Source organism: Shewanella sp. 10N.286.51.B8, from assembly GCF_041469325.1.
Taxonomy (GTDB): domain Bacteria; phylum Pseudomonadota; class Gammaproteobacteria; order Enterobacterales; family Shewanellaceae; genus Shewanella.
The window spans coordinates 164,167-188,353 of record NZ_JBFRKG010000032.1 but is presented as its reverse complement, the minus strand read 5'-3'; the positions used below and the strand labels follow the sequence as shown (position 1 = coordinate 188,353).

The window sequence follows — 24,187 nt, the reverse complement described above, 5'->3', positions numbered from 1 at the left end:
ATCTCTATTTCACCAGAAAAGTCTGCACAAAATAATTTATAAACTAGATTTTACATACTCAAAAACACACTTTGAGTACTCATCTTCACAAGATGATATATTATTATGAAATGACTGAAGGAACAGTGGTGGCTGTGTATCAATCATTTCTTTTGCTTTTATTATGCCTTTAGCTAGTTCTTCCCAATTATGATAGCTAACCCCACCGGAAACTTCTTCATATGAGTAATATAGCTCTCTATCTTCACTCAGATAACAGTCTAAATCAAATGGAGCAAATAAAATTGGTTTGCTCGTTAGTGCAAAGTCAAACATGATACTAGAATAATCAGTTATCAAACAATCATAGCAGTTAATTTCTTCATAAATATCACTTATTGTTGATAAAAAAATTCTGTTAGATTTTTTTAACTTAGACATTAAAAAATCTGATGGTTTATTAGCTGGGTGAGTTCTTATATGCAATTCAACATTGGCACTATCAAAAATCATCTCTAACTTTTCAGTATCAAAACCAAATTTGGCAAATAAATCAAATTCGTCACCTATATCCCCCCGAAAAGTAGGCATATAAATAACTTTAAAAATACCGGATTTTTCTCTATCAATAGCACTCCTATTAAATACGTCGTTACGTGGAAATCCAGTATTAATTATTCGTTCTAAAGGAATCCCAAATGCAGATGAGAAGTGGTTGGAACAAAACTCTCCTGTAGAGGTAACAATATTATATCTGTTGTTATTAAAAAAAGAAATTACTTTTGAAAGCTTCTTCGCTAAGAGGCTTTTGTTTGTGTGAATAGTATCGTCGAAACCAATTTTTTTAAAAGGTATACCGTGCCATAGTTGTACTCTTTTGGTATTTAACCCAATACAATAAGGGTTTAAATCAGAAGAAACTGAATGGCCAACAAACACGACCTTAGACACTAATTGGTAGTAAATACCTTTAAAACTTTTGTAGTAATAAACATTCATACCTTTTGCTGTTAACTCTGAAACTACTTCACTATTTTTTGTCACCCATATAGGTTTAATCGATTTATGCTTTAGAGCATATATATATTGATATAAGTATTTAGGGTTATCTGAAAAACTTTGACCAAACCAAGCTCCAAACACCCAAATTGACTTTCTTTTAGGTATTAAGCTCGCCAAACAAAAACAAATAAATCTAAACAAATATTCAAAACACTTCTTACAAACATGCATAATTGGACTCATTCTCTATATCAATTTTTTAATCTACAATAATATTTATACAAAGCAACCCTGCTGGACATTATAAATAATTCGCTAATCAACACTGATGAGACGACAGTAATTGCTGAAACCCTATCTAGAAAAAACAATACTAGCAGGCATATAGCCTGAATTAAAGCTCCAAGCATTACTGTATAATTGGCGACGTTTACTTTATCTAGACCTGCAAATGCAGGATAACCAAAGTTAACTGATACAAAATTAATAACTGTAATAAATAAAAAAATTTGTAAAATATCACCAGCATTTTTGAAGTCATAACCAAAGATTAAAGCCATTATATCTTCAGCCCAGAAGCCTATCAAACAACAAATAATAGCTAGTGGCAGTCCAATATAGGCAATGATTTTGAATAACAATTTGTTATCCTTATGTTGTGCCATATAAGGAAAAAGCGCTTGAGAAATGGGGCCTGATATACTTTGTGATGCTTGATATACCTTTTCACTTGCACTATACATTGCAGCTTGTTGAATGCCAGCACCTGCTCCCACTAGGAATGTACTAGCCGCTGTATATATAGAGACTGCTGCTCTAGAAATAAAGAATTGAAAGCTATCTTTAAAAACAGCACCTACACTTAGAGATTTAGGATACGCTATAGAGTAGCCATTAATATAAATCAACCTAATTGCGATGCAAGCCGCAACCAAATTACTTAGAGCATAAAACAAAATAACTAGATCAATATCTGATTCGACTTTTATAAAAGTAAAAACTAAAAATAAATAACTTAGCTTTGAAAAAACCATGAAATAAGTCACATTTTTCATCTTTTCAATCCCTTGAAAAAACCAAGTTGGAATGAAAGCTTGAGCTACAATATTTATGCCTATATAGATAAGTAGTGTTTTCCCGGCAATAGTTCCGCCGACATAATAACTATAGACAAACAAAGTAAAAAGCACCGCACAAATTAGTGCTATTTTTATTAAAAAAATAGCACCAACCAGCTCATTAATATATAATTTATCCTGCCTATGCTTTGATATTTTATATGTGGCAGACAAATTAAAACCAAAGTCAGTTATTATCATTGCAATAGCACAAGCAGAAAATACCAACATGACAATTCCAAAACCATCAACACCTAAAACTCTAGTTAAATAAGGTAGGGCTATCAACGGTGCTATCATTGTTATTACTTGCAAAACCAATAAAGCTACCGTATTCCTTGTTACGCTATGTGAATTTATTCTATTTAAAGCATTAATTATTTTCAACATTTACAGACGTACCACTCTTATTTACAACTATGTTTTAGCTTACGTAATTGGCTATGTCAACCAGTCGCCGGGGTCTTCGCTTGTCGCCTAATCAATTCAAACAGGCTTTAAGTCTAGGTAACAGCATGTGTGTTCAGTTTTTAGATAACCCTGGAATCAACACCTTTCCAACATTGATGTATTCATTAAGCGTCGCTTTTGTTTTACAACAATGCTCAACTTCGTTGGCTGAGCCCTAAGCATATTGTGGGCTATGTGACACAGGAAAAACAATTTGTCCGCTCCGTTTTCTTTGTATATCTGACAGGTACCTTCACTCATGATGACATCAGGAAGTCAATGCATCGATTCTATCCCACGGTGCCACGTATAACACTCGCGGCTTGCTCAGCCCATTGGTGACTTAGAGATAATGTAATAGCGGTTTTCTAAGCTCATGAATTTCCAATTTTCATATCGAAATCTTAAACCTTGATGATGTTTATAGTCCTGTCCAACATGGTAATTTCGTTCTGGTTGGCCACTATTGAGTACAGAAGACTGGCGAGACCCCATACGGCCATAACCTCATACAAATCCGATGTCTTCAGTTGCCGTAGCAGTTTGATGGCTTGAGGCTTTTACTACAGCTTTACGCAACTAGCCTTGGTTATTTTAAACCACAAGCAAGTGGTCTTCACCTTGATTTACTATGGGTTTGGAAATCTTGTTTAGCAATTCATTGCATCGATTATCAAAAGAGCACCACGTAGGCCAAGCATCTTTAAAAGTTCGGGTATGCTGTAATCTAGTTGCTATTTTGATCAGCTTTTAGCGCCCTAGTACCAATTTGTCAGAAGAAACGTAAATACTAATCATATGGATTGCGTAGGCACTGTCCTCTAGGTTATATGAGCAGCAAAGCGTTTTACCATCGATTGCATTCTCTTGATCATTTGCCAACTTATGTAGCGATTGCATGCAGTTAAAAAAACACAGTGAAACTGCTAAGGCTCTATTGTCGATATGATCCGAGCGATAGTGTCGTCAGCGAAAATATCACCAGTGTACATGTCATTCTTTTCAAACCAATCCAGATGTTCTTGAATGTACTCGCGAATGTGAAACCAGCCTTTAGCGCCTTCGCGCATAGAGTGTCCAAGCATAGTAAACTCGCGCTTTGGCATTTGTATACAATGGCTTTAAAATGCTCTTTGAAACTGTCTATGTCCATGTTAGATCCCTAAAAAGAGCGTATAAGATAACAGACCAATGTGACCGTTAAATCGATCTTTCTTCTCCAGAAAGGATTTCAATTCTTACTATGGACTTGGTACTGTATTTATTTAATTTTCAACCAATAAGAAAGTTATATCAAAACTTACTTTCATGATATATCGAGTACTATATTTTATTTTACCGAAAAACATTACTGGTGTTCATAATTAGTTGAATATAGATTAAGTCACCAACCAGTTCTACGAATTCAGTTATAGCTTTACACACTTTTTTAGAGTCCCTTCATGGTTTAATAACTTTTAACGTCTTAAAACACTCTACATCGCGACGATTAAGGAAATGAAAATATACCAACAATATTTAAATACATTTAGAACATGCCACGTGAGTGTACGGATTTTTTTAAGTATCTAATACTAATCCTTAGCAATCCAAAGCCTACATCAGTCACTTCAACGAAAGACTTTTCACTATTTCTATTACACCATGTAAAGATGCTTCGATCTTATCTAGCTCCACATTATCTATTCTAGATAATGCTTTTTTTATATCTGTCGTGGATATATCTTCTGTTCTTGGGAGGTAAACAACCTAACAAATATCTTTTAGCTCATCAAACTTACCTTCCCAATCGTCCCCCATGGCAAATATATCTGCTTTATATTTTATAACGTCACTTCTTTTTTGTTCCCAGTTCGACTCAGGGAATACTTTTGTCACATATTTGCAGCTTTCAATTATATCAGCACGCTCTTCGTAACTAAAAAATGAACTTTTCCCTTTAGCGGCATTAAATTCATCAGATGAAATCCCAACAATTAATCGGTCACCAAGTGCGCTTAGTCTTTTAAGCAATCGTATGTGGCCAAGATGAAACAAATCAAATGTCCCATGGTAATAATGGTTTTCATAGTTTACGCCTTGTTCCGTTTTTACATTTAGATTGATAAACTCATTGATAATGGCTTTAACGACCTCTATTCACACGCTTTAAAAAGGATATAACCTTGCTTTTAGCAGTAATGATTTTATTTAAATAATTTAAATCGAAAGCAAATTCAACGAATTCATTTTTACGGCATTAAAATCTTTATCTGATAATAATGGTTTTATATTTGAAGGCCAAACAATACCTATATCAGTATCATTCCAGGCTATACTTACTTCGGATTTAGGATGGTAGTAATCAGTACATTTATATACAAATTCAGCCTCATCGCTAGTTACATAAAACCCATGGGCAAACCCTTTAGGTACCCAAAGTTGACGCTTATTCTCCGCAGAAAGGTATTCACCTACCCATTGACCGAACGTCGGTGAACCCTTTCGAATATCAACAGCCACATCAAAAACCTCTCCAGAAACTACACGAACTAGTTTCCCTTGAGTATTTTCAGTCTGGTAATGTAAACCACGCAATATTCCTTTCTTGGATTTTGAATGGTTATCTTGCACAAATTGAGTGGGAGTTCCGGTCACTAGTTCCTCGAATTGCTTTTGATTCCAGGTTTCCATAAAGAAACCGCGTTCGTCACCAAACACACTAGGCTCTATAATTTTCACATCAGGAATACTGGTATTTATTACTTTCATGATTTTACTCTGTGTAGGCTCGAATATTATTTAATGCCATTTTCCAATCACTTGCTTCAATAGAAAATATATTGCTAATTTTGTCAGTACTTAAACGAGAGTTACTAGGTCGCTTTGCCGGTGTTGGGTATTGCTCTGTAGTGATACTACTAATGAATGGCTTTTTGTTAATTACATCTTGCTCGAGTGCTTTATCAAAAATAGTTTCTGCAAACTCGCACCAACTTACATGAGGTAAACCCGAGAAGTGAAATAATCCATATTCAATAGCATCACCTTGCTCTATTCGTTTAGCTATTTGAATTAAAGCGTTAGCAATATCACCTGCATAGGTAGGCCCACCAAACTGATCTCCAACAATATTCAATGCATCACGAGTAGCCCCTAATTGCAGCATGGTTTTTACAAAGTTACTTCCATTTTCACCAAACACCCATGCGGTACGGAGAATTATATGCTTATCGCACGCTTCAGCCACAGCAACTTCACCAGCAAGCTTGCTTACGCCATAAACACCTTGCGGGTTTGTAGTGTCACTTTCTTTGTATTCACCGATTTTGTTGCCTTCAAAGACATAATCCGTTGATATATGTAGTATTGCAGCCCCTACGTCTTGCGCAGCTTGTGCTAGGTATTTAGGTCCATCACGATTAATCGCATAAGAAAGTTCAACTTCTTCTTCTGCTTTATCAACTGCGGTATGCGCTGCTGCATTAATAATTATCGTAGGTTTAAACTCGGTAAAAGTTGCATTAACGGCTTCTTGATTCGTTATATCAAGGCTATCTCTATCAAGCGCTAATACTTCTGTATTAGCGTCTTTAGCTAATTGCTCAGTAAGGCTACAGCCTACTTGTCCATAACATCCTGTAATTAGTACTCGCATTAACTAAAAGCCTTCTTTTGGTTTTCATTAACTAAACGAGTCAAATACTGTCCGTATTCATTCTTCATCATCGGCTTTGCAAGGGATAAAACTTGGTCATTAGTCAACCAACCATTACGCCATGCTATTTCTTCTAAACAGGCGACTTTTAGGCCTTGAACATTTTCAATGGTTTGCACAAAAGAAGAAGCTTCATGAAGGCTTTCATGAGTGCCAGTATCTAGCCAAGCGAAACCTCGACCTAATAATTCGACGTTCAATGAACCATCATTAAGATACATCTCATTTAGCGTTGTAATTTCAAGCTCACCACGATGAGAAGGTTTGACTTGTTTTGCCATTTCAACAACACGATTGTCGTAGAAGTAAAGACCTGTAACAGCATAGTTTGATTTTGGGGTCTCTGGTTTCTCTTCGATAGATACCGCTTTCATATTCTCATCAAATTCAACCACACCAAAACGCTCAGGATCTTTAACTTGATATCCGAAAACTGTTGCCCCTGTCTCACGCGAAGCTGCATTTTTCAGGGTTTGTGAAAACGACTGCCCGTAGAAAATATTATCGCCAAGGACTAAACAAACGCTGTCATCACCAATAAACTCTTCACCAATAATAAAAGCTTGTGCTAATCCATCTGGGCTAGGTTGAATAGCATAATCAAGGTTAATACCAAAATCGGAGCCATCTCCTAATAAGCGCCTAAAACCTGCATTATCTTCAGGTGTGGTTATGATTAAAATATCTTTAATGCCTGCTAGCATTAACGTTGAAATAGGGTAAAACACCATTGGTTTATCATAGATAGGTAACAACTGTTTTGACACACCACGAGTCAGTGGGTATAAACGAGTACCTGAACCACCTGCTAAAATAATACCTTTCATAAATCCTCGATTTTTATATGGTAGACAAACTTAAAAATTACTAATTAAGCATTTATGCCTAAACGCTCTCTTTGATAACTACCATCTTGAACATGCTTACACCAAGTTTCGTTGCTTAAATACCACTCGATAGTTTTACGTAATCCAGTTTCAAAAGTTTCTTCAGGTTCCCAATTTAGTTCTTTGCTCATTTTTGTAGCATCGATAGCATAACGGCGATCATGACCTGGTCTATCAGTCACATAAGTGATTTGATCGGCATAAGCTGACTCTTTAGGTACTAATGTGTCTAAAATAAAGCATATTGTTTTTACCACTTCAATATTCTGCTTTTCATTGTGGCCACCAATATTATAGGTCTCGCCAACTTTACCTACTGTCACCACTTTATATAATGCACGCGCGTGATCTTCTACATATAACCAATCTCTAATTTGATCACCTTTACCATAAATAGGTAAATCCTTACCTTCTAGTGCATTTAAAATAACTAATGGGATAAGCTTTTCAGGGAAATGATACGGACCGTAGTTGTTTGAACAGTTGGTTACAATAGTTGGTAAACCATAGGTACGTAACCATGAACGCACTAAATGGTCACTTGATGCTTTAGATGCAGAATAAGGGCTACTTGGCGCATAAGGCGTTGTTTCAGTGAATAAGGTTAATTCATCTTCACTTTGAACCTCATCAGGATGAGGTAAATCACCGTACACTTCATCAGTAGAGATATGATGAAAACGAAATGCTGTTTTAGCTTCATCTGATAATTCGTTCCAATATGCACGAGTGGCTTCAAGCAGCGTATAAGTGCCTACTATATTTGTTTGAATGAAGTCGGATGGACCAGTGATTGAACGGTCTACATGAGACTCTGCCGCCAGATGCATCACAGCATCAGGTTTGTGCTCTTTAAATACACGTTCAAGTTCTACGGCATCACAAATATCAACTTGCTCAAATGCATATCTTTCATCATTTTCAATGCTAATCAATGATTCTAGATTACCCGCATAAGTTAGTTTATCTACATTAATTACGCTATCTTTAGTTTTTTTTATTATATGACGAATAACTGCAGATCCTATAAAGCCTGCACCACCTGTAACTAGAATTTTCATTTTTCACTACCCAACTGGATGAATTCAACCTGATAAATGGTTATCTAAGGTTATAAATTTTGAAGAGTTAACTCGAAAGTTTTATTGTCTTAAACCAAAGTAAAAGGTCTTTAAACATTTTAATAATCAATTCTACTTGCCGAACTATAACGTCCTATTCACTACTTTTATGACAAAAATCGCTATTTAATCTAGAAAAAATAGTGACTAATATTGAAAGTTTCAGATAAAGTGTAAAAACTATAATATCTCGACTCTATATTCATTTTTTCGATATATAACTACTTCGCCAAATTTCTTATTTACAATAGCATCAATTATGGGTTTTACACCTTCAGCTATTGATAAGACGTTAGTATTGTTTATTTTTAAGTTTTTACGAATTTTAGTTTCTATAGCACCGGGGCAAATAACACAAACATTGTATCCATCTTTATGCATACCTTTGGATAAAGTAACAACTCCAGCCTTAGATGCACAATATGAAGTCCAATCTGGATAACTATTAAATGCGGCTGTAGAAGCAATATTAAATATAGCTGTCTTTTTGTTAGCAACGACTGCTTGTCTACAAATTAAGTAAGTGCCGATTAAGTTAACTTGGATATCTTTTATCCACTCGCTAGGATCCGAATCAGCAATGAGAGAGCTATATAAAGTACCTGCTGCGTTGATAACAATATCGAACTCTCTATCTTTGAAGTAATTTTCTACACTGAGAGCATCAGTCACATCTAGTTGATCACGTTCAGGGCTCAATACGCAATACCCTAAAGAGACTAAATTTTTAGCAATACTTTTAGCTAAATCACCATTTCCACCTGTAATTAAGACATTCATTACTTAGGCTCTGGTATAGGGTGTTTATCACTGGATTCAATCAACTTAGTGTAATCATCATGGATTTTTTTCTTCAAGTTAGTCGAACTAACACCTTTTCCGTATGGAAAATAAAATACTTTTACACCAAACTCTTTCAAGTAATCATATTTTCCAACCCAATCATCACCAATAACAAAAATATCAATATTAAGGTTTTGGACTGTCGAGTCATGCTTTAAAGTATGTTGCGGTATAACCACATCAGGTGCTTTTAACCCTTCAACAATTGCTATACGTTCTTCAAAAGGTACCGCTGGCGGTTTTTTATAAGAACAAACTAATTCATCAGTACTTACACCAACAATTAGTGTATCGCCCAAACCTTTACCATAGTTAATCATTTTTAAATGGTTACTATGAAATAAATCAAAAGTTCCCGATACATAAACCACTTTACTATGCATAATCACATCCATATCTATTGAAAGGCCATAACTAAATATTGTATCTATTTAGGTACAGTTATTGAACATTGTCATATTTACATCTCAGCCTTTAATACCAAGCTGAGACACTTTTTATTCATTTTGAGACAGCGACATTGCCGCTATCCCATACAGAACCTAGGTTTTACTGTTTTCTTGAAAACAGTCCCAATAGGCTCATTTTTTTTCTTTTTTCTTTGTTTAATCTTCTTTTCTAACGAAATGCCTGATTAAAACAATCATTACCGCTAACATGCCGCCTAGCATTGTGCCTAATACACAAATCAAGGCTCGTTTAGGACCTGCTTTTTCTTCTGGGACTAATGCTGGGTCAATGGTTTTAAATACGTATTCTTCACGTACTTCAGCAAACATAATAGTTTTAGTTTGCTCTTCAATTAGCTGGTAAAGTATCGTGCGAATATCTGCAACATTAGTTTGGGCTATCTGAGTTTCTAGAAATGCGGTACTGCGCTGAGCTTCTGCCACATCGCGCTGTTTCATTTCTAAGTTGATATCTTCTACTAACCATTTAACCCACTGTTGGGCAACTGATGGTGATAAATGCTCTACCGACACTTTCACCATGCCGGTTTCTTTATCACTATTAATAGCGATAGCTTTATTAAATTCTTTGTAGGCTTCCTGCATTGAAGGCTCTGGCTTAAATGGGGCTTTAACCTCACGAATCCATTTGTTGTTTTTAACATCAAACATATCTACATCATAAGCGAGTGTATCTGATGCCATGTCCCATTTTTCAGCCGCCATGAGGTCGGCAAGAATATTATGCTTTTGAATAAACTCACTGGTAAATTGACGTGATTTAACCACTTCTATCGCCATTTGAGTTTTGTCAACACCACCGCCACCACCAAGGTTGATGCCAGCCATACTTGCAAGACCGCCAAACTGTCCAGCAAGTGCGGCTAAACCACCGCCACCTTGTTCCCCGTCTGCCGGTGAAAGTAGCGCTTCTGATTTATAAGTATTTGGTTGACTAAGTGCAAACAAAACAGAACCAACAGCGAAGACAGCAGTTACTGCAATGATCAACCATTTGCCTTTCCAAATTACTGAAAATAGCTCTCGTAAATCGATTTCATCATCTGCAACAACTTGCGGAGTCGAAGTAAAATTAGCATCTGTGTAATTTTGTGGGATGTTTTTATTCATTATAAAAATTAAACTCTGGCTTTTAGGTTAGTGACATCAATATATACGGATTTTTCTAGACCATGTTAAATCCCAGATATCGCCGAAATAGCAACTGCAGTGTTATAAATAATACCCGTTACCTGAGTCCATAAAGTTAAGCTGTCTTTGTACTCTGTATCCAGTGGAACAATAATCGTATCGCCAGGTTCCATCTCACTGTCTGTTTTATGCCAGAATGAACTACTTGGCATCGCAACTGAACCGTCTGCTTTGATGATATAGGCTCTACCGTCATCTGCGCGTTTACGTGGTCCACCAGCCATTGTTAAGTACTGACTATAGGTATACCCAGCTTTATAACGGTGGGTACTAGGATGCTGCACTTGGCCCATTACTGATACTGTCTGATTATGTGGCGGGACATATAAAACATCAGCATCTTCCAATTCTAAATTGGCTTCTTCAATACCAAGGCTAATTGCATTTAAGTCAATAACTAAGCGACCAACAACTTCAACATTCTCTAGTTCTTTAAGCATTAATTGCGCATCAGCAAAACCTATCATTGGTGTATCTTTGGTTAAGGCCTTAGCAGATATTTCACGTCTGAGTTCATCTGACAGTTTTGATAACTCAAGTCTTTCTTTATCTTTAATTGATTCTCTTAAGAAAACAGCACTTTTTAATGCAGCCTCTTCTGTAAAGCTACCTGCTCGTGCAATCACATCTTTTAGTGACTCACCACGTTGAATTGAGTAAGTACCAGGGAACTTAACCTCACCTTTAATAGTAACCCATCGTGTTTCCTGCCAATCAGGTAAAGTTCGAACAGTTAGTATGTCACGACTTAAAAGAGCTAAATTAGAGTCGGTTTGATTTTTCATAACTTCATCTAAACTTAACTGTATATGCTCAATAGACACCCCGTCAGTATCACTCACGTTTTGACGTGTTAATTCAGCTGCTAATGTATAAGCTCCCTCTTCGAGTCCGCCAGCTGCAATAAGTAATTCTTTTACATCGGCGTTAACGGTTAGAGGATATTTTCCAGGAAACCTCACATTGCCATTAATATCGACAAGCTTAGCAGCATCACCAAATCGGCTTTGTTTTTTAAGTTTTTCAATAACTGGCTTTAATAACTCTTGTCGATCTTCATAATCAAATACAACGATTGTATCGCGAGGTTGCAAAGTTAAATTTGAGGCTAAAAAGGGCTCTGCAATTGCTTTTCCTAATGTAATACGGTGAACTTCAATATCGCCACGCTGATTAATTTCACGAATTAAAAGCGAATAATCCAAATCAGCAGATAAGGTCAAATTTCCCCACACTGACGGTAATAAATCAGCAACTTTTAAACCTTTAGTCCATTGATATTTACCAGGACGAATAACTGCACCAGCAATTGTTATAGCATTATCTATGCGACTCGATGCAGATTTAACATTCAATACATCGCCATTCTTAACTTTTAAAGTAAGATCCGACTTTTTAGTTAAATCAACATTAACAACCGTTTTCACAGCTTGATCACTATAGCGTTCTACTACACTTGACTTAGGGTGTGCCCCAGGGTTTAAACCACTTGCCATTTTCAGCACGTCAGCCATTGTTTCACTATTTTTTAATTCATAAATAGCAGGACGCCTTACTTCGCCCATTACACTAACGCTAGCACCCGCTGATGGGATAAATACAACATCACCTGATTGTAGACGTTTATCACCGGATGAATCACCATGCATTAATAAGTCATATAGGTCTAACGTTTCAACCGTTTTTCCTGAACGCTTAAGTTGAATATTTCGTAACGAACCAATTTCATTAACACCGCCAGAAACAAAAAGTGCTTGTGTAATTGTAGATAGGCTAGATACGGTGTAAGAACCTGGTTTAAAGGCATCTCCCGCGACAAAAATTCTAACTGAACGTAACTCTCCCATTGTGATGTTGGCATTGATACCTATCATTGACTGGGCAATTTTATCTTGTAATAACGCCCTTGCTTCCGAGAATGACATTCCTACAAGCGAAATCGGACCTAAGTCTGGGAATTGCACAGCACCATCACGACCAACAACTAATTGATAATTATTATTTTCCTTACCGTAAAGCTGAATATTGATGTTATCCCCTGGACCAATCATATATTCATTTGGTACCGGCACGTCTGAAACAGGCGCAAAAGTCGTTGGGCTACCAGCGAATAAATCGTAGCCAAAACGTTTCAGCTGAGATTCTTTTTTGTCATTTAAAGCTTTTACTGATGTTTCAGTTTTAGTCGCTTGATTTAAAGCTTCATCTTCTGACTGATCAACAACTATATTACTATCATTACGCGCCTCAACTAAAGGTGGGTTTTCAATTTGAGCAACACCTGAACTTTGTGAGGTTAAAATTGAAGGATCCACACCATATTGTTTTGCTAGTCTTTGTTGTTCTGATTTAGGCAATTGCTTAAATTGTTCTATCATCTGCGGTGATGGCGTTACCGCTTGGACTGATGAACTCATTATAATAAAGGCTGACAATCCAGCAGTTAACAATTTTTTGGTTTTATGTAACACCAGTTATCTCCGATATTATTTGTTGTACAATTATGTTTGGGGTGACAAAGGGTTAATATTAGCTTTATGCAACTAACAAACTAATATAAAAGCAGTTTTAATTAAATCAATTCTAATTCAGACACGCTACCGTTCCGCGTGGCGGGCATTGCCCTGATTCAGTACATCCTGTACTTCACCCTTCGGGCCAGCTGAAGCTGTTAATCATTGTTCCCGACAATGATTTTCGGCTTATAGCTAAACGAATGAAACTGTTCATTCGATGCCCTTCAGACACGCTACCGCCCATAGATTACGGCTTCTAACGTGCCCTTCAATAAATGAAATTCTAATTTTGATTGAACCTAAAAAGTCACTGCTAACCTATATACTGACTTCTTACTTATACGAACTTATTTTTACTAAATGCAACTATGGTTAAATAGCAACCTTTAGTAAAAACACGTTATGTTACCCTATATTTTTTGTACCTAAATAAGTCATTTTAAAAAACTGAATCTCCTGCACATAAAAACCTGGCATTAAAACAAAACATCAACACTATTACGTAAAAAATTAACGCTTAGCGTTCATTAAATTTTCTTAATGCTACTACTATCTACACACATTCTTTTTTGTTGCCCCATGATATTAAACAATACAAAGCATCGTTTTTGGGCATTCTTTTCTTCAAAGATGGCTTCTAAGTCTACAAATGGCCCGTCAGTAAACTGAACTTTATCACCTGCGATTAAATCACTTTCAACATCAGGCTTGTGAACTGAAACTCTGTTTTTTATTGCTTGTATAATCCGCTCATCAATCGGTGTCATTGTTTCACTGCAACCAATGATGCGACTTGCACCGCGAGTTGAGTGAATACGGCTTACACTGACTTCTAGTGGATCAAAATAGATAAACAAATAACATGGGAATAGCGGGACATCGACGAGTTTGGTCTTTCCGTTTGAGGTTTTCTCTTCTTGAATGATAGGTAAGTAACTTTCGACTTGTTGTAATGCTAAGTTTTGTTGCGCTCTAACTTCACCGCGCGGCTTACAATATAACAAATACCATGACTTCATTTTCTACTCACTTAATATAATTCGAGGTAACGTCCATTATCACCAAGCGCAGTATTTTATCAAAGCCAGTAAGCTAAGTGAAAGCTTTTTGATATTTAATATTTCAAATGCTGCAAATTGATACGAAAGTGTTCAATTGTATTACTTATGTGGCGTCGTAAGAGGGCTTTCAATGAACAATAATAAAAAACCGTATCAAGATTAGATACGGTTTAATCATAAAGAGTAACTTAACTAATACAACTAATAATAAAACCTATTTTGTTTCAGGCTGTGGCGGATAGTTCAACATCACTTGTGAAATCGCCGAGTTGATGATTAGTACTCGCTCTTCTGGGGTGTTTTTATTGCGGATAGTATCTGCAACACTGCCGCGCCATACTAAATTGCCGGTTTTGTTATCGATTAAATCAACAATTAAGGTGCCGACTTCGTATTCACGTACTGTGGTTTGGGTGTTCATCCCAGCTCCGCCCCAGCCACGACGACCATAATATGGGTAGTAACCAAAACTGGTATTGAAGGTGTCGACATTAATTTTTTTATCGACTTTAGTTAAGTAGTTAACCAGTAAGTCAGCTTCAGTAATGTCTGCTTTTGTTAAGCCTTTTTGCCCAAGTTCGTTGTTAACAGCATCGCGAACACGTTGGTCCATTAAGCCATCCAGATGATAACTTGCATCTTGGTTTTTCTTTTCGACCCAAGAGTAGGTTTTATATTGGTCAAATGAAACGGCTGGATCAAAATCGGTATTGGTTTTTAAGGTACTACATGCACTTAATGCTAAAACCGCTGCAGCAACAAATAACTTTTTCATAATAACTCCGAATAACAACCCAAACTGGCTGTTTCTGTATTAAATACATTTTAATGAGGCTAATAAATAGCTTACCTAGCTAAACTATAATCATCAACTGATAATATTAACAATAGTCGCTTTAGCCAGTTTTCTAAATGTTTAACAGCAAGCTTTAGCCTTAACCACCGCGAAAATGATTCTTACCTAGTGAATGGGCTTAGTTAATGAGCTTAGTTAATGCGCTTAGTGAATGGACTTAATGAGTGAGCTTAGTGAATTCACTTAGTGCTCGCCAATAAGATAACAGCTAGATTATCCGCTAGAGGGGTCGTTTGCTGCTTTAGCCAACTCAGTTAGTTTGTTAAACTGTGTGTATTGATTATTTATTGTAAAGTACAAGTGAACCTATGCGTATTGATCCTAATGTTTCTTTAGTTTATAGCACCGATGGCGGTAAAATTGCTCAAGAAAAGCCAACAGAGCAAATTCCAGTAGGTGACGGCATTGTCCGCATCCATAAAGACAGTAAAGGCCGTAAAGGAAAAGGCGTTAGTATCATTAAAGGGCTTGGGCTTGATGCTAAAGCGTTAAAAGCCTTAGCGCAAAAACTTAAAAAACAATGTGGTTGTGGGGGTACGGTAAAAGAGTTCAATATTGAAGTGCAAACTGATGACCGTGAAAAAATCAAAACCTTGCTAGAGAAAATGAACTATACGGTCAAACTTGCTGGTGGTTAAGCCTACGCTAATACTTACATTTAATATTAGTATTTGCCTAAGTCTAAGTATTAGCAATCGCCAATCAAGCTTAAATCACAACCTCGGGTTTAAGGGCATTTAAGTATGTATGTTAAATTGACACCTAGTTTTTCAAAAGGATAAATAATGGACAGTTTACAAGGTCATCTGTTAATTGCTATGCCCTCTTTAGATGAGTCTTTTTTTGAGCGTGCTGTCATTTATATTTGCGAGCATAACGATAAAGGCGCCATGGGCGTAATGATCAATCGGCCAACCAATATCGTTATTGATGAGCTGCTAGAGCAAATTGGCTTAGCTAAAAAAGTGCAATTAAGCCTACCCCTTGAAGAATCGGTAGTTTTAGGCGGCCCAGTTGATACCGACAGAGGCTTTGTATTGCATACGCCACAAACTGATTGGGTCAATAGTGAGCCCGTAAGTGAATTTTGCATGCTAACCACATCACGAGATGTGCTTAATGCCCTAGGCACTGAAGAGTCGCCAAAACAATTTATTGTCGCTCTAGGCTATGCTGGTTGGAGCAAAAACCAGTTAGAAGAAGAGTTAGCTGAAAACACCTGGTTAACTATTGAAGCTACACCCGAACTCGTTTTTAACCAAGACTATAATCAGCTTTGGACTCAAGCCACCAAACAATTAGGCTTTGATATTTGGCAAATATCATCACAAGTTGGTCACTCTTAAGCTTTTAAAACTCGCTAATACACCAATTAATGTTTATAAACGCCAAGTATTCATCTTCAATTGCTGTCAGTTAATCAATTGGCTTTGCAACTGTCGATACTCATTATTACGATTATCCAGAGAACAACATGCAATCTAAAACAGTATTAGGCTTTGATTTTGGCACCAAAAGTATCGGTGTTGCGGTTGGCCAGGAAATCACGTCAAGTGCGGCACCAATTTCGGCCATAAAAGCCAATGATGGCATCCCTAATTGGGATGAAATTGAAGCGGTACTAAAAGAGTGGCAACCTGATTTAGTCGTTGTTGGTTTACCGCTTAATATGGACGGTACCGAACAAGAGATGACTCAGCGGGCGCGAAAATTTGCCAATCGCATTAGTGGCCGCTTTGGGGTAAAAGTGGTCACTCAAGATGAGCGCCTCACCACCACAGACGCCAAAGCAAGACTATTTGAATTAGGCGGCTATAAAAAGCTCACCAAAGGCCAAGTTGATGCAGTATCTGCAGTCCTGATTATCGAAAGCTATTTCGAAAACCAGTATTCATAACTAGCTTTAAATTCTAGACACAAAAAAGGAGTCAACTGACTCCTTTTTTATTGTTCACCATTGCATTAATTAAAGATAAGGCTTCAACAGATTGGCCATCATATTGATATGGTCATCATTATCATTTAAACATTCAATGTAGCGGAATTTTTTACCACCGGCATGTTCAAATACTTCGCGGTTCTCACCTTTTATTTCTTCTAATGTTTCTAAGCAGTCTGCGCTAAATGCAGGGCAAACAACTGCGATATCGGTAATGCCTTGGCCTGGTAACGCTTCCATGGTGGCATCGGTATAAGGCTGTAACCACTTGGCTTTACCAAAACGTGATTGGAAGGTCATCACATATTCGTCTTCCGTCAAACCTAGTTTTTCGACCACTAAGCGAGTACTTTTAACGCAAAAACAATAGTAAGGATCGCCTAAATGCAGATTACGTTCTGGCATACCGTGATAAGACAACACTAGCTTTTCCGGTTTTCCATTTGCGTCAAAATCCGCTTGAATTGATTTAGCTAATGCATCAATAAAGTTAGGATCGTCATGGTAGGTATTAATAAAATGCAGCGCTGGAATATAGCGCCATTTACATAGCTCTTTGGCAATAGCATCAAAGGCTGACGCAGTGGTAGGTGCGGCATATTGAGGATAAAGCGGTAAAACAATAATCTTATCAATTCCGTCTTTGTGCATTTGCTGTAACACACTTGGGGTTGATGGGTTACCGTAACGCATGGATAAATGCACTGATGCATCGACATCGTGCTGCTTAAACAAGGCATCAAGCTTGGCCTGTTGACGTAAGCTAATATCCATTAAAGGCGAACCATCTTTGGTCCACACTTCTTTGTAAAGTGCTGCAGATTTTGCTGGGCGCACTCTTAAAATAATCCCGTGTAAGATACACATCCACACTAATTTAGGGATTTCGACTACCCGAGGGTCAGATAAAAATTCTGCGAGGTAGCGACGAACGGCTGAGGCGGTAGGTTCATCAGGGGTGCCTAAATTCATTAACAGCACACCGGTTTTGCCACGGGTTTTGTGGCCGACTTCTTTACTTAATCCAGAAAATTTGAACAAGATTGACTCCGAGAAAAGTGATTATTGATGATGCCCGATTAAATATTTATTACTTAAGGCATCATCCAATAACGGCTATTTGTCATGCTAATAATAGCCACGCAAATTTATCTGCAAGCTTATGCTTTATTAGCAATATTATTATTTATAGCACTGACTCTATCGCTTTTTTCAACTCTTCGCTATCTGGTTTTACTCGAGAGTTGAATTGCTGCACACTTTCACCGTCTGCGCTAACAAGGTATTTATAAAAATTCCATTTAGGCGCTGCTGATTTTTCACCTAAATAAGAAAATACCGAGTTAACATCGCTGCCTCTGACTGCAGAGGTCGACACCATGGTGAATGTCACGCCGTAATTTAAAAAACACACATCTGCGGTTTTGGCTTCATCATCTTCTTCTTGAAAGAAATCATCCGATGGAAAACCAATGACCACTAAATCATCTTTATATTGCTGATGCAGCGCTTCAAGTGCTTTAAATTGCGGTGTAAAACCGCAGTTACTGGCGGTATTAACAATTAATACTGGTTTACCTGCGGTTAACTCACATAAATCGACCGTATCTTCAGAATGTAATTTTCTGGCTTCTACATTAAGGTATTCAGGACAGCTATTAGCCATTGAATTCGTTGAAAAAGCGCTAAAGCTTAAACCGATTAAGCCTGCTGATAATAAGAGTTTGTTCATTTTGATTCCTTTCCAACATATATCTAAAATAATCTATTTAAGGTAAATCATACTTGCGGCTTTTGCTTTAACGCCACTTTGACAAAAAGTTTTGACTACACAGGCCACAAGTACATATACGTTTTAATAAGCGTATCAGATCAAACTGATACACTGGGCTTAGAAATAAAAGCCAACATTAATATTGAGCCGAGAATGCCAAGCGGTATCACCATTATCAATGCCAATCCCATCGCCACCAGCAAACCACATATTCTTGCCAGCAATCCAGTCGACATATGAATAAAACTTACCGGCAGCAATCATACAACCGGTGACATTTTGAATAGAGTCATCTAAGCCTTCACCAGAAGCGACCACCTGACTGTAATCGTTGTAACAGTTTAATTGGCTAATCGGGCCCCAATCCACATCAATTTGACGGGATAAGTTCAACGTTACCACATCGGCTTTAGCGGCAATTTCAAACGGCGCGGCAAAAGCAGCTAAGGTGATGCGGTTGCTGTTGTCTAAATCATAGTCATAATGAATATACTGAGTTTGTAATTGCCATTGCTGCCAATCTAACTGCCAATGTACAGCTGCAGTAATACTTGTGGTATCTTCGCCTTCAGCTGCATTTTCAAAGCCATCTGGTACATATTCTAAATTACTATATTGAAATGACGCGCCAAGTTTACTCTTAAACTCATCACCTATGGTTTTTTCAATGCGTAAGTTTAATTGGCCGGCTTCTTGATAAGGAGACTCTTTTGTTGTGCCAACATCAAATGAGTAACGATCGAAGCGACTGCCATCACCATACTCATCATTAACAAAGTATGCGGCATCATAACGCCAGCCATTGCCTTGGTATTGATAATGAATACCGGCATCATAATCATCTTCTAAGCCTAAATAATAAGTCGCCCCAAACCAAAATGAGTGAGAAGCCACTGGCATAACGCCAAATGGCACTTGCGTGACGCCCACTTGCACCTTTTGGTTTTCATCAAATTGATAACCCATATAAGCATGGTGTACCACATCCATATACTCATACCAGCGGTATTGGGCTGAGGCAAATAAGCCACTGTCTGATTTGTAATTTACATCAGCTCTAAACAGTTCAAACTCAAGCGTGCCATTACCATCAGCGTAATCTTGCCAACCATAATTTACCCTTACTGCCCCACCAATATCGAGCTCATCATTAATACTGACAGCCTGAGCCGAAGATGACATAAGTGTAAATGCCGCTATTAGCGATGTTGCTAATACGTTTTTTTTGAAACTAAACATGGGATCCCTAGGGGGGGTAATTGGTTGGATTGTTATTATAGCAAATTAGCAGACTGTAAATGGTAAGTATTTGTAACGTTAAAAAAGGCCAAGGCTTACGCCTTGGCCTTTTTATAAAATATTTAATAATATCAATGGAGATTAACACTAATGTGAACACATAGTTAAAAGCACAACCAACATTAGCCGTTAATTCATATCAAATGTCACCCCATCCATCATCCCTGACGAGTTAGCTTCATTACTTTGCAGTTTAATCATTAAGCGTAAATCATTGGGTGAATCAGCGTGATGTAATGCATCGGCATAGCTAATCTCTTTTTCAAGATATAAATCCAACAAGGCTTGGTCGAATGTTTGCATGCCCTGCTCTCTTGATTTAGCCATGGTTTCTTTGAGTAAATGCAGCTCATTGTTAGCAATCAAACTGGCTATACGTGGAGTATTAATTAACACTTCGATTGCTGCCCTACGGCCACTACCATCAGATTTTGCCACTAATTGCTGCGCCACAATACCGCGAAGGTTTAATGATAAATCAAACAATAGCTGGTTATGCTTGCTCTCAGGCACTAAATGCATAATACGGTCTAACGCTTGGTTAGCGTTGTTAGCATGCAAGGTCGCCATACATAAGTGACCTGTTTCAGCAAATGTTAAGGCAAACTCCATGGTTTCTTGAGTACGAATTTCACCAATCAAAATCACATCGGGCGCTTGACGCAGCGAACTTTTAAGCGCGGCATCAAATGAATCAGTATCAATACCGACTTCTCGCTGGGTGATAATACTTTTGCGATGGTCATGAACAAATTCTACTGGGTCTTCTATGGTCAAAATATGCCCGCGAGCATGGGCATTACGATAACCCACTAATGCTGCCAGCGAAGTTGATTTACCAGTACCAGTGCCACCCACCATGATGATCAAACCACGTTTACTCATCACCAAGTCTTTAAGGATCGGCGGTAGTTTTAAGTCATCAACTTCAGGAATTTTGGTTTCAATTCGGCGCATCACGCAGCCGGGTGATTCACGTTGCCAAAAAGCACTGACACGGAAACGGCCTAAATCTTTTGCAGCAAAAGCAAAGTTACATTCACGAGACTCGTGAAACTCCTTCTTTTGCACCTCTGTCATTAAGGATTCAACAAACTCTAATGACTGCTCAGGGTTAAAGCTATTATCCGATAGTGGTCTTAGCTCACCATCAATTTTGGCGCTGGGCGGAAAGCCTGCAGTAATAAATAAATCTGAAGCCTTTCTGTCAACCATTACCTTTAAAAAAGGATGCACATCCATTTTACTTTCCTTTAAAAGTTAGCTTGTTTGTTAGAGCTTTTTGACATGGCATCATCACGGCTAATAAGGCCGCGATTGACTAGGTTTTGTAGACACTGTTCAAGGGTTTGCATTCCATGAGACATACCCGTTTGAATAGCTGAATACATTTGTGCGACTTTATCTTCACGAATAAGGTTACGAATAGCTGGCGTGCCCATCATAATTTCGTGAGCTGCCACTCGGCCGCCGCCAACCTTTTTAATTAAGGTTTGCGATATAACCGCCTGCAAAGATTCAGACAACATAGTACGTACCATGTCCTTTTCGCCTGCAGGGAATACATCAACAATACGGTCAACGGTTTTAGCCGCTGAAGTGGTATGCAAGGTACCAAAAACTAAATGACCGGTTTCTGCTGCTGTCATTGCTAAGCGAATGGTTTCAAGGTCACGCATCTCACCCACAAGAATAACATCGGGATCTTCACGCAGTGCACTTCGAAGCGCCGCTTCAAAACTATGGGTATGTTTATGCACTTCACGTTGGTTGACCAAACATTGCTTATTTTGGTGCACAAATTCTATTGGGTCTTCAATGGTCAGAATATGGTCATGGCGTTCATTATTAATATAATCCACCATCGCCGCTAGTGTTGTAGACTTACCAGAACCTGTCGGCCCTGTTACTAAGACTAATCCACGAGGGAAGCTTGAAATCTTTTTGAAAATTTCAGGAGCGCCTAACTGCTCAAGTGATAATATATCGCTGGGAATGGTACGGAAAACGGCACCTGCCCCACGGGATTGGTTAAATGCGTTAACACGAAAACGGGCAAGGTTTGGCACTTCGAACGAGAAATCGATTTCTAAATGTTCTTCGAAGTCCTTACGCTGTTTATCATTCATGATGTCATAGACTAATCCATGAACAGCTTGATGGTCTAATGCGGGTAAGTTGATTTTTCTCACTTCACCATCAACGCGAATCATCGGAGAAACACCGGCAGAAAGGTGTAGATCTGATGCATTGTGCTTTACACTAAAGGCAAGTAACTCAGTTATTTCCATGACTAATGACATCCATTCAAACAAATCAAAACAATATGACAACAATAGCAGACCGAATATCAATCGCCCAGAGCCAAATTGCACAAGCGACGCAAAATTGTTCACGTAATAGTGAAGAAGTCACCTTACTTGCCGTCAGTAAAACTAAGCCCATATCGGCTATTATTGAGGCTTATCAAGCGGGCCAGCGCTGCTTTGGTGAAAATTATGTCCAAGAGGGCGAAGAAAAAGTCCTCGCACTAAAAGATGACTATTGTGATATTGAGTGGCATTTTATCGGCCCTTTGCAGTCCAACAAGTCGCGTATTGTTGCCGAGCATTTTGATTGGATGCACACTTTAAGTCGTGAAAAAATCGCTAAGCGCCTCAATGACCAAAGACCAGCAGGCAAAGCGCCGTTGCAAGTGTGTATTCAAGTTAATATCAGTGAAGAGGCATCAAAGTCAGGGGTGATAGCGACCGAGGTTAGCGCTTTAGCTAAGGTGATAGCATCGCTCCCTAATTTGACTTTAAGAGGCTTAATGGCCATACCGACTGCCACCAGCGATATCGCTCTGCAACGCCAAGAATTTGCCAAACTGCAACAGCTTTTTGCGCAGCTAAAAAGCCAATACCCTGACATTGACACCCTATCAATGGGCATGAGTAATGATCTGGCGGTGGCGATTGAGCATGGCTCTACCATGGTCAGAATTGGCACCGCAATATTTGGCGCTCGAGATTACCCATAAACCCTAAAGGCCAAAAACGCCAAATCATTAATTAAAATTTATCCGCTACTGCTTGTATTAGTAAGCAATAGCCCAAACATTAGTAAATAAGCAATTAGCAAATAACAGCCGACATAAAAATTAAAAGTGACCCTTAATATGACTCAAGCAAAAGTATGTTTTATCGGTGCAGGCAATATGCCCCGCTCAATTATCAGTGGTTTAGTCAGTAATGGTTACCCAGCAGATCGTATTCACGCCACCAATCCCAGTGTTGGTAAATTAGATGCGTTAAAAGCCGATTTTAATATTGGTGTATCTCACGACAATATTGCTGCTGCAGATGATGCAGATGTGATTGTACTCAGCGTAAAACCGCAGTTAATGCAAATGGTGTGTGAACAACTAAGTCAGTTAGATTTATCAAAAAAGTTATTAATCACTATCGCTGCAGGCATTCCTGCGGCGCGCTATGTCGATTATTTTAAGCAACCGATTAACCTTATTCGCACTATGCCTAATACACCAACGCAAATTGGCGTGGGTATGACAGGCTTATACGCCGATGAATCCATTTCAGCAGAGCATAAACAAATTTGCGAAACCTTAATGATAAGTGGTGGCAAAATAGTTTGGGTTGAAAAAGAAGACGAGCTTAACCAAGTGATTGCATTAGCTGGCAGTTCACCGGCTTATTTTTTCTTGTTTATTGAGTCTATGATTGACCATGGCATTAAATCTGGCATGGATGAAACCACAGCAAGAGCGCTTGCCCAGCAGGCGGCATTAGGCGCGGCGCAAATGGTGATTCAAAATCCACAACTTTCATTAGCAACCTTGCGTAATAATGTTACCTCAAAAGGCGGCACTACAGCTCAAGCGGTTGAAACCTTCGAACAAGGCGATTTACGCGGTTTAGTGGATAAAGCTATGACAAACTGCATAAAACGGGCACAAGAAATGGCAAAAACATTTTAAACAAA

23 protein-coding genes and 1 pseudogene are annotated in these 24,187 nt (G+C 38.1%); 5 read left to right on the top strand and 19 right to left on the bottom strand.

Going from position 1 to position 24,187, the window contains the following annotated elements:
* Window positions 1-36: 36 nt before the first annotated feature.
* The 14 genes and pseudogenes from AB4160_RS13055 to AB4160_RS12990 form a co-directional block, all read right to left on the bottom strand.
* Window positions 37-1,224, bottom strand: coding sequence for a CDP-glycerol glycerophosphotransferase family protein (locus tag AB4160_RS13055; RefSeq protein ID WP_372004905.1), 1,188 nt, complete (start codon window positions 1,222-1,224; stop codon window positions 37-39).
* An 8-nt stretch (window positions 1,225-1,232) separates the two neighbouring features.
* Window positions 1,233-2,489 (bottom strand): oligosaccharide flippase family protein, encoded by a 1,257-nt coding sequence (locus AB4160_RS13050; protein ID WP_372004903.1) that lies wholly within the window; start codon window positions 2,487-2,489, stop codon window positions 1,233-1,235.
* A 133-nt stretch (window positions 2,490-2,622) separates the two neighbouring features.
* Window positions 2,623-3,702 (bottom strand): annotated as a pseudogene (locus AB4160_RS13045) (ISAs1 family transposase).
* Between the two features lie 596 nt (window positions 3,703-4,298).
* Window positions 4,299-4,562 (bottom strand): adenylyltransferase/cytidyltransferase family protein, encoded by a 264-nt coding sequence (locus tag AB4160_RS13040; RefSeq protein ID WP_372004900.1) that lies wholly within the window; start codon window positions 4,560-4,562, stop codon window positions 4,299-4,301.
* A gap of 186 nt (window positions 4,563-4,748) precedes the next feature.
* Window positions 4,749-5,300, bottom strand: a complete 552-nt coding sequence (rfbC, locus tag AB4160_RS13035) for a dTDP-4-dehydrorhamnose 3,5-epimerase (protein ID WP_372004897.1) — start codon at window positions 5,298-5,300, stop codon at window positions 4,749-4,751.
* A gap of 4 nt (window positions 5,301-5,304) precedes the next feature.
* Window positions 5,305-6,186 (bottom strand): dTDP-4-dehydrorhamnose reductase, encoded by an 882-nt coding sequence (gene rfbD, locus AB4160_RS13030; protein WP_372004894.1) that lies wholly within the window; start codon window positions 6,184-6,186, stop codon window positions 5,305-5,307.
* Window positions 6,186-7,073, bottom strand: coding sequence for a glucose-1-phosphate thymidylyltransferase RfbA (gene rfbA, locus AB4160_RS13025; RefSeq protein WP_372004891.1), 888 nt, complete (start codon window positions 7,071-7,073; stop codon window positions 6,186-6,188). Before rfbA ends, rfbD begins: the two co-directional genes overlap by 1 nt.
* Before the next feature lie 44 nt (window positions 7,074-7,117).
* A complete protein-coding gene (gene rfbB, locus AB4160_RS13020) occupies window positions 7,118-8,194 on the bottom strand; it encodes a dTDP-glucose 4,6-dehydratase (protein ID WP_372004888.1) in 1,077 nt (358 codons plus the stop codon).
* A 240-nt stretch (window positions 8,195-8,434) separates the two neighbouring features.
* Window positions 8,435-9,034, bottom strand: a complete 600-nt coding sequence (locus tag AB4160_RS13015) for an SDR family NAD(P)-dependent oxidoreductase (protein ID WP_372004885.1) — start codon at window positions 9,032-9,034, stop codon at window positions 8,435-8,437.
* Entirely contained in the window at window positions 9,034-9,480 is a 447-nt protein-coding gene (locus tag AB4160_RS13010) for an adenylyltransferase/cytidyltransferase family protein (protein WP_372004882.1), read from the bottom strand. The genes AB4160_RS13015 and AB4160_RS13010 overlap by 1 nt, the downstream gene beginning before the upstream one ends.
* Before the next feature lie 222 nt (window positions 9,481-9,702).
* Window positions 9,703-10,677: a Wzz/FepE/Etk N-terminal domain-containing protein gene (locus tag AB4160_RS13005; RefSeq protein ID WP_372004879.1), complete on the bottom strand. Its 975-nt coding sequence runs from the start codon at window positions 10,675-10,677 to the stop codon at window positions 9,703-9,705.
* A 65-nt stretch (window positions 10,678-10,742) separates the two neighbouring features.
* On the bottom strand, window positions 10,743-13,175 hold the full coding sequence (locus AB4160_RS13000; RefSeq protein ID WP_372004986.1) for an SLBB domain-containing protein: 2,433 nt from the start codon (window positions 13,173-13,175) through the stop codon (window positions 10,743-10,745).
* A 626-nt stretch (window positions 13,176-13,801) separates the two neighbouring features.
* Window positions 13,802-14,293, bottom strand: a complete 492-nt coding sequence (rfaH, locus tag AB4160_RS12995; RefSeq protein ID WP_102475763.1) for a transcription/translation regulatory transformer protein RfaH — start codon at window positions 14,291-14,293, stop codon at window positions 13,802-13,804.
* Window positions 14,294-14,549: 256 nt separating this feature from the next.
* Window positions 14,550-15,110: a DUF4136 domain-containing protein gene (locus tag AB4160_RS12990; RefSeq protein ID WP_372004876.1), complete on the bottom strand. Its 561-nt coding sequence runs from the start codon at window positions 15,108-15,110 to the stop codon at window positions 14,550-14,552.
* A 389-nt stretch (window positions 15,111-15,499) separates the two neighbouring features.
* Between AB4160_RS12990 and yciH the strand changes: the two genes are divergently transcribed.
* The 3 genes from yciH (at window position 15,500) to ruvX (ending at window position 17,088) form a co-directional block, all read left to right on the top strand.
* Window positions 15,500-15,829, top strand: coding sequence for a stress response translation initiation inhibitor YciH (gene yciH / locus AB4160_RS12985; RefSeq protein ID WP_102440615.1), 330 nt, complete (start codon window positions 15,500-15,502; stop codon window positions 15,827-15,829).
* A 147-nt stretch (window positions 15,830-15,976) separates the two neighbouring features.
* Entirely contained in the window at window positions 15,977-16,537 is a 561-nt protein-coding gene (locus tag AB4160_RS12980) for a YqgE/AlgH family protein (RefSeq protein WP_102440616.1), read from the top strand.
* Between the two features lie 128 nt (window positions 16,538-16,665).
* On the top strand, window positions 16,666-17,088 hold the full coding sequence (gene ruvX / locus AB4160_RS12975; RefSeq protein ID WP_102440617.1) for a Holliday junction resolvase RuvX: 423 nt from the start codon (window positions 16,666-16,668) through the stop codon (window positions 17,086-17,088).
* Window positions 17,089-17,157: 69 nt separating this feature from the next.
* On the opposite strand, the gene hemH is transcribed toward ruvX, so the two are convergent.
* The 5 genes from hemH to AB4160_RS12950 all read right to left on the bottom strand — a co-directional run bounded on the left by hemH (window position 17,158) and on the right by AB4160_RS12950 (window position 22,494).
* Complete coding sequence (hemH, locus tag AB4160_RS12970; protein ID WP_372004873.1) at window positions 17,158-18,171, bottom strand: ferrochelatase; 1,014 nt, start codon at window positions 18,169-18,171, stop codon at window positions 17,158-17,160.
* 145 nt (window positions 18,172-18,316) lie between these two features.
* The gene (locus AB4160_RS12965) at window positions 18,317-18,796 is read right to left on the bottom strand and encodes a glutathione peroxidase (protein WP_372000042.1); all 480 of its coding nucleotides are present in this window, start codon (window positions 18,794-18,796) and stop codon (window positions 18,317-18,319) included.
* Between the two features lie 225 nt (window positions 18,797-19,021).
* Window positions 19,022-20,143 carry a hypothetical protein gene (locus tag AB4160_RS12960; protein WP_102475767.1) on the bottom strand — a complete coding sequence of 374 codons (1,122 nt, stop codon included), beginning with the start codon at window positions 20,141-20,143 and terminating at the stop codon, window positions 19,022-19,024.
* A 189-nt stretch (window positions 20,144-20,332) separates the two neighbouring features.
* A complete protein-coding gene (locus AB4160_RS12955; RefSeq protein ID WP_102440621.1) occupies window positions 20,333-21,445 on the bottom strand; it encodes a PilT/PilU family type 4a pilus ATPase in 1,113 nt (370 codons plus the stop codon).
* A gap of 11 nt (window positions 21,446-21,456) precedes the next feature.
* Window positions 21,457-22,494, bottom strand: a complete 1,038-nt coding sequence (locus AB4160_RS12950) for a type IV pilus twitching motility protein PilT (RefSeq protein WP_076542380.1) — start codon at window positions 22,492-22,494, stop codon at window positions 21,457-21,459.
* A 35-nt stretch (window positions 22,495-22,529) separates the two neighbouring features.
* Here AB4160_RS12950 and AB4160_RS12945 point away from each other — a divergent pair, with 35 nt between their 5' ends.
* Both AB4160_RS12945 and proC read left to right on the top strand, forming a co-directional pair.
* Window positions 22,530-23,225 (top strand): YggS family pyridoxal phosphate-dependent enzyme, encoded by a 696-nt coding sequence (locus tag AB4160_RS12945; protein ID WP_102440640.1) that lies wholly within the window; start codon window positions 22,530-22,532, stop codon window positions 23,223-23,225.
* A 138-nt stretch (window positions 23,226-23,363) separates the two neighbouring features.
* A complete protein-coding gene (gene proC, locus AB4160_RS12940) occupies window positions 23,364-24,182 on the top strand; it encodes a pyrroline-5-carboxylate reductase (protein ID WP_102440622.1) in 819 nt (272 codons plus the stop codon).
* The last annotated feature ends 5 nt before the right edge of the window (window positions 24,183-24,187 follow it).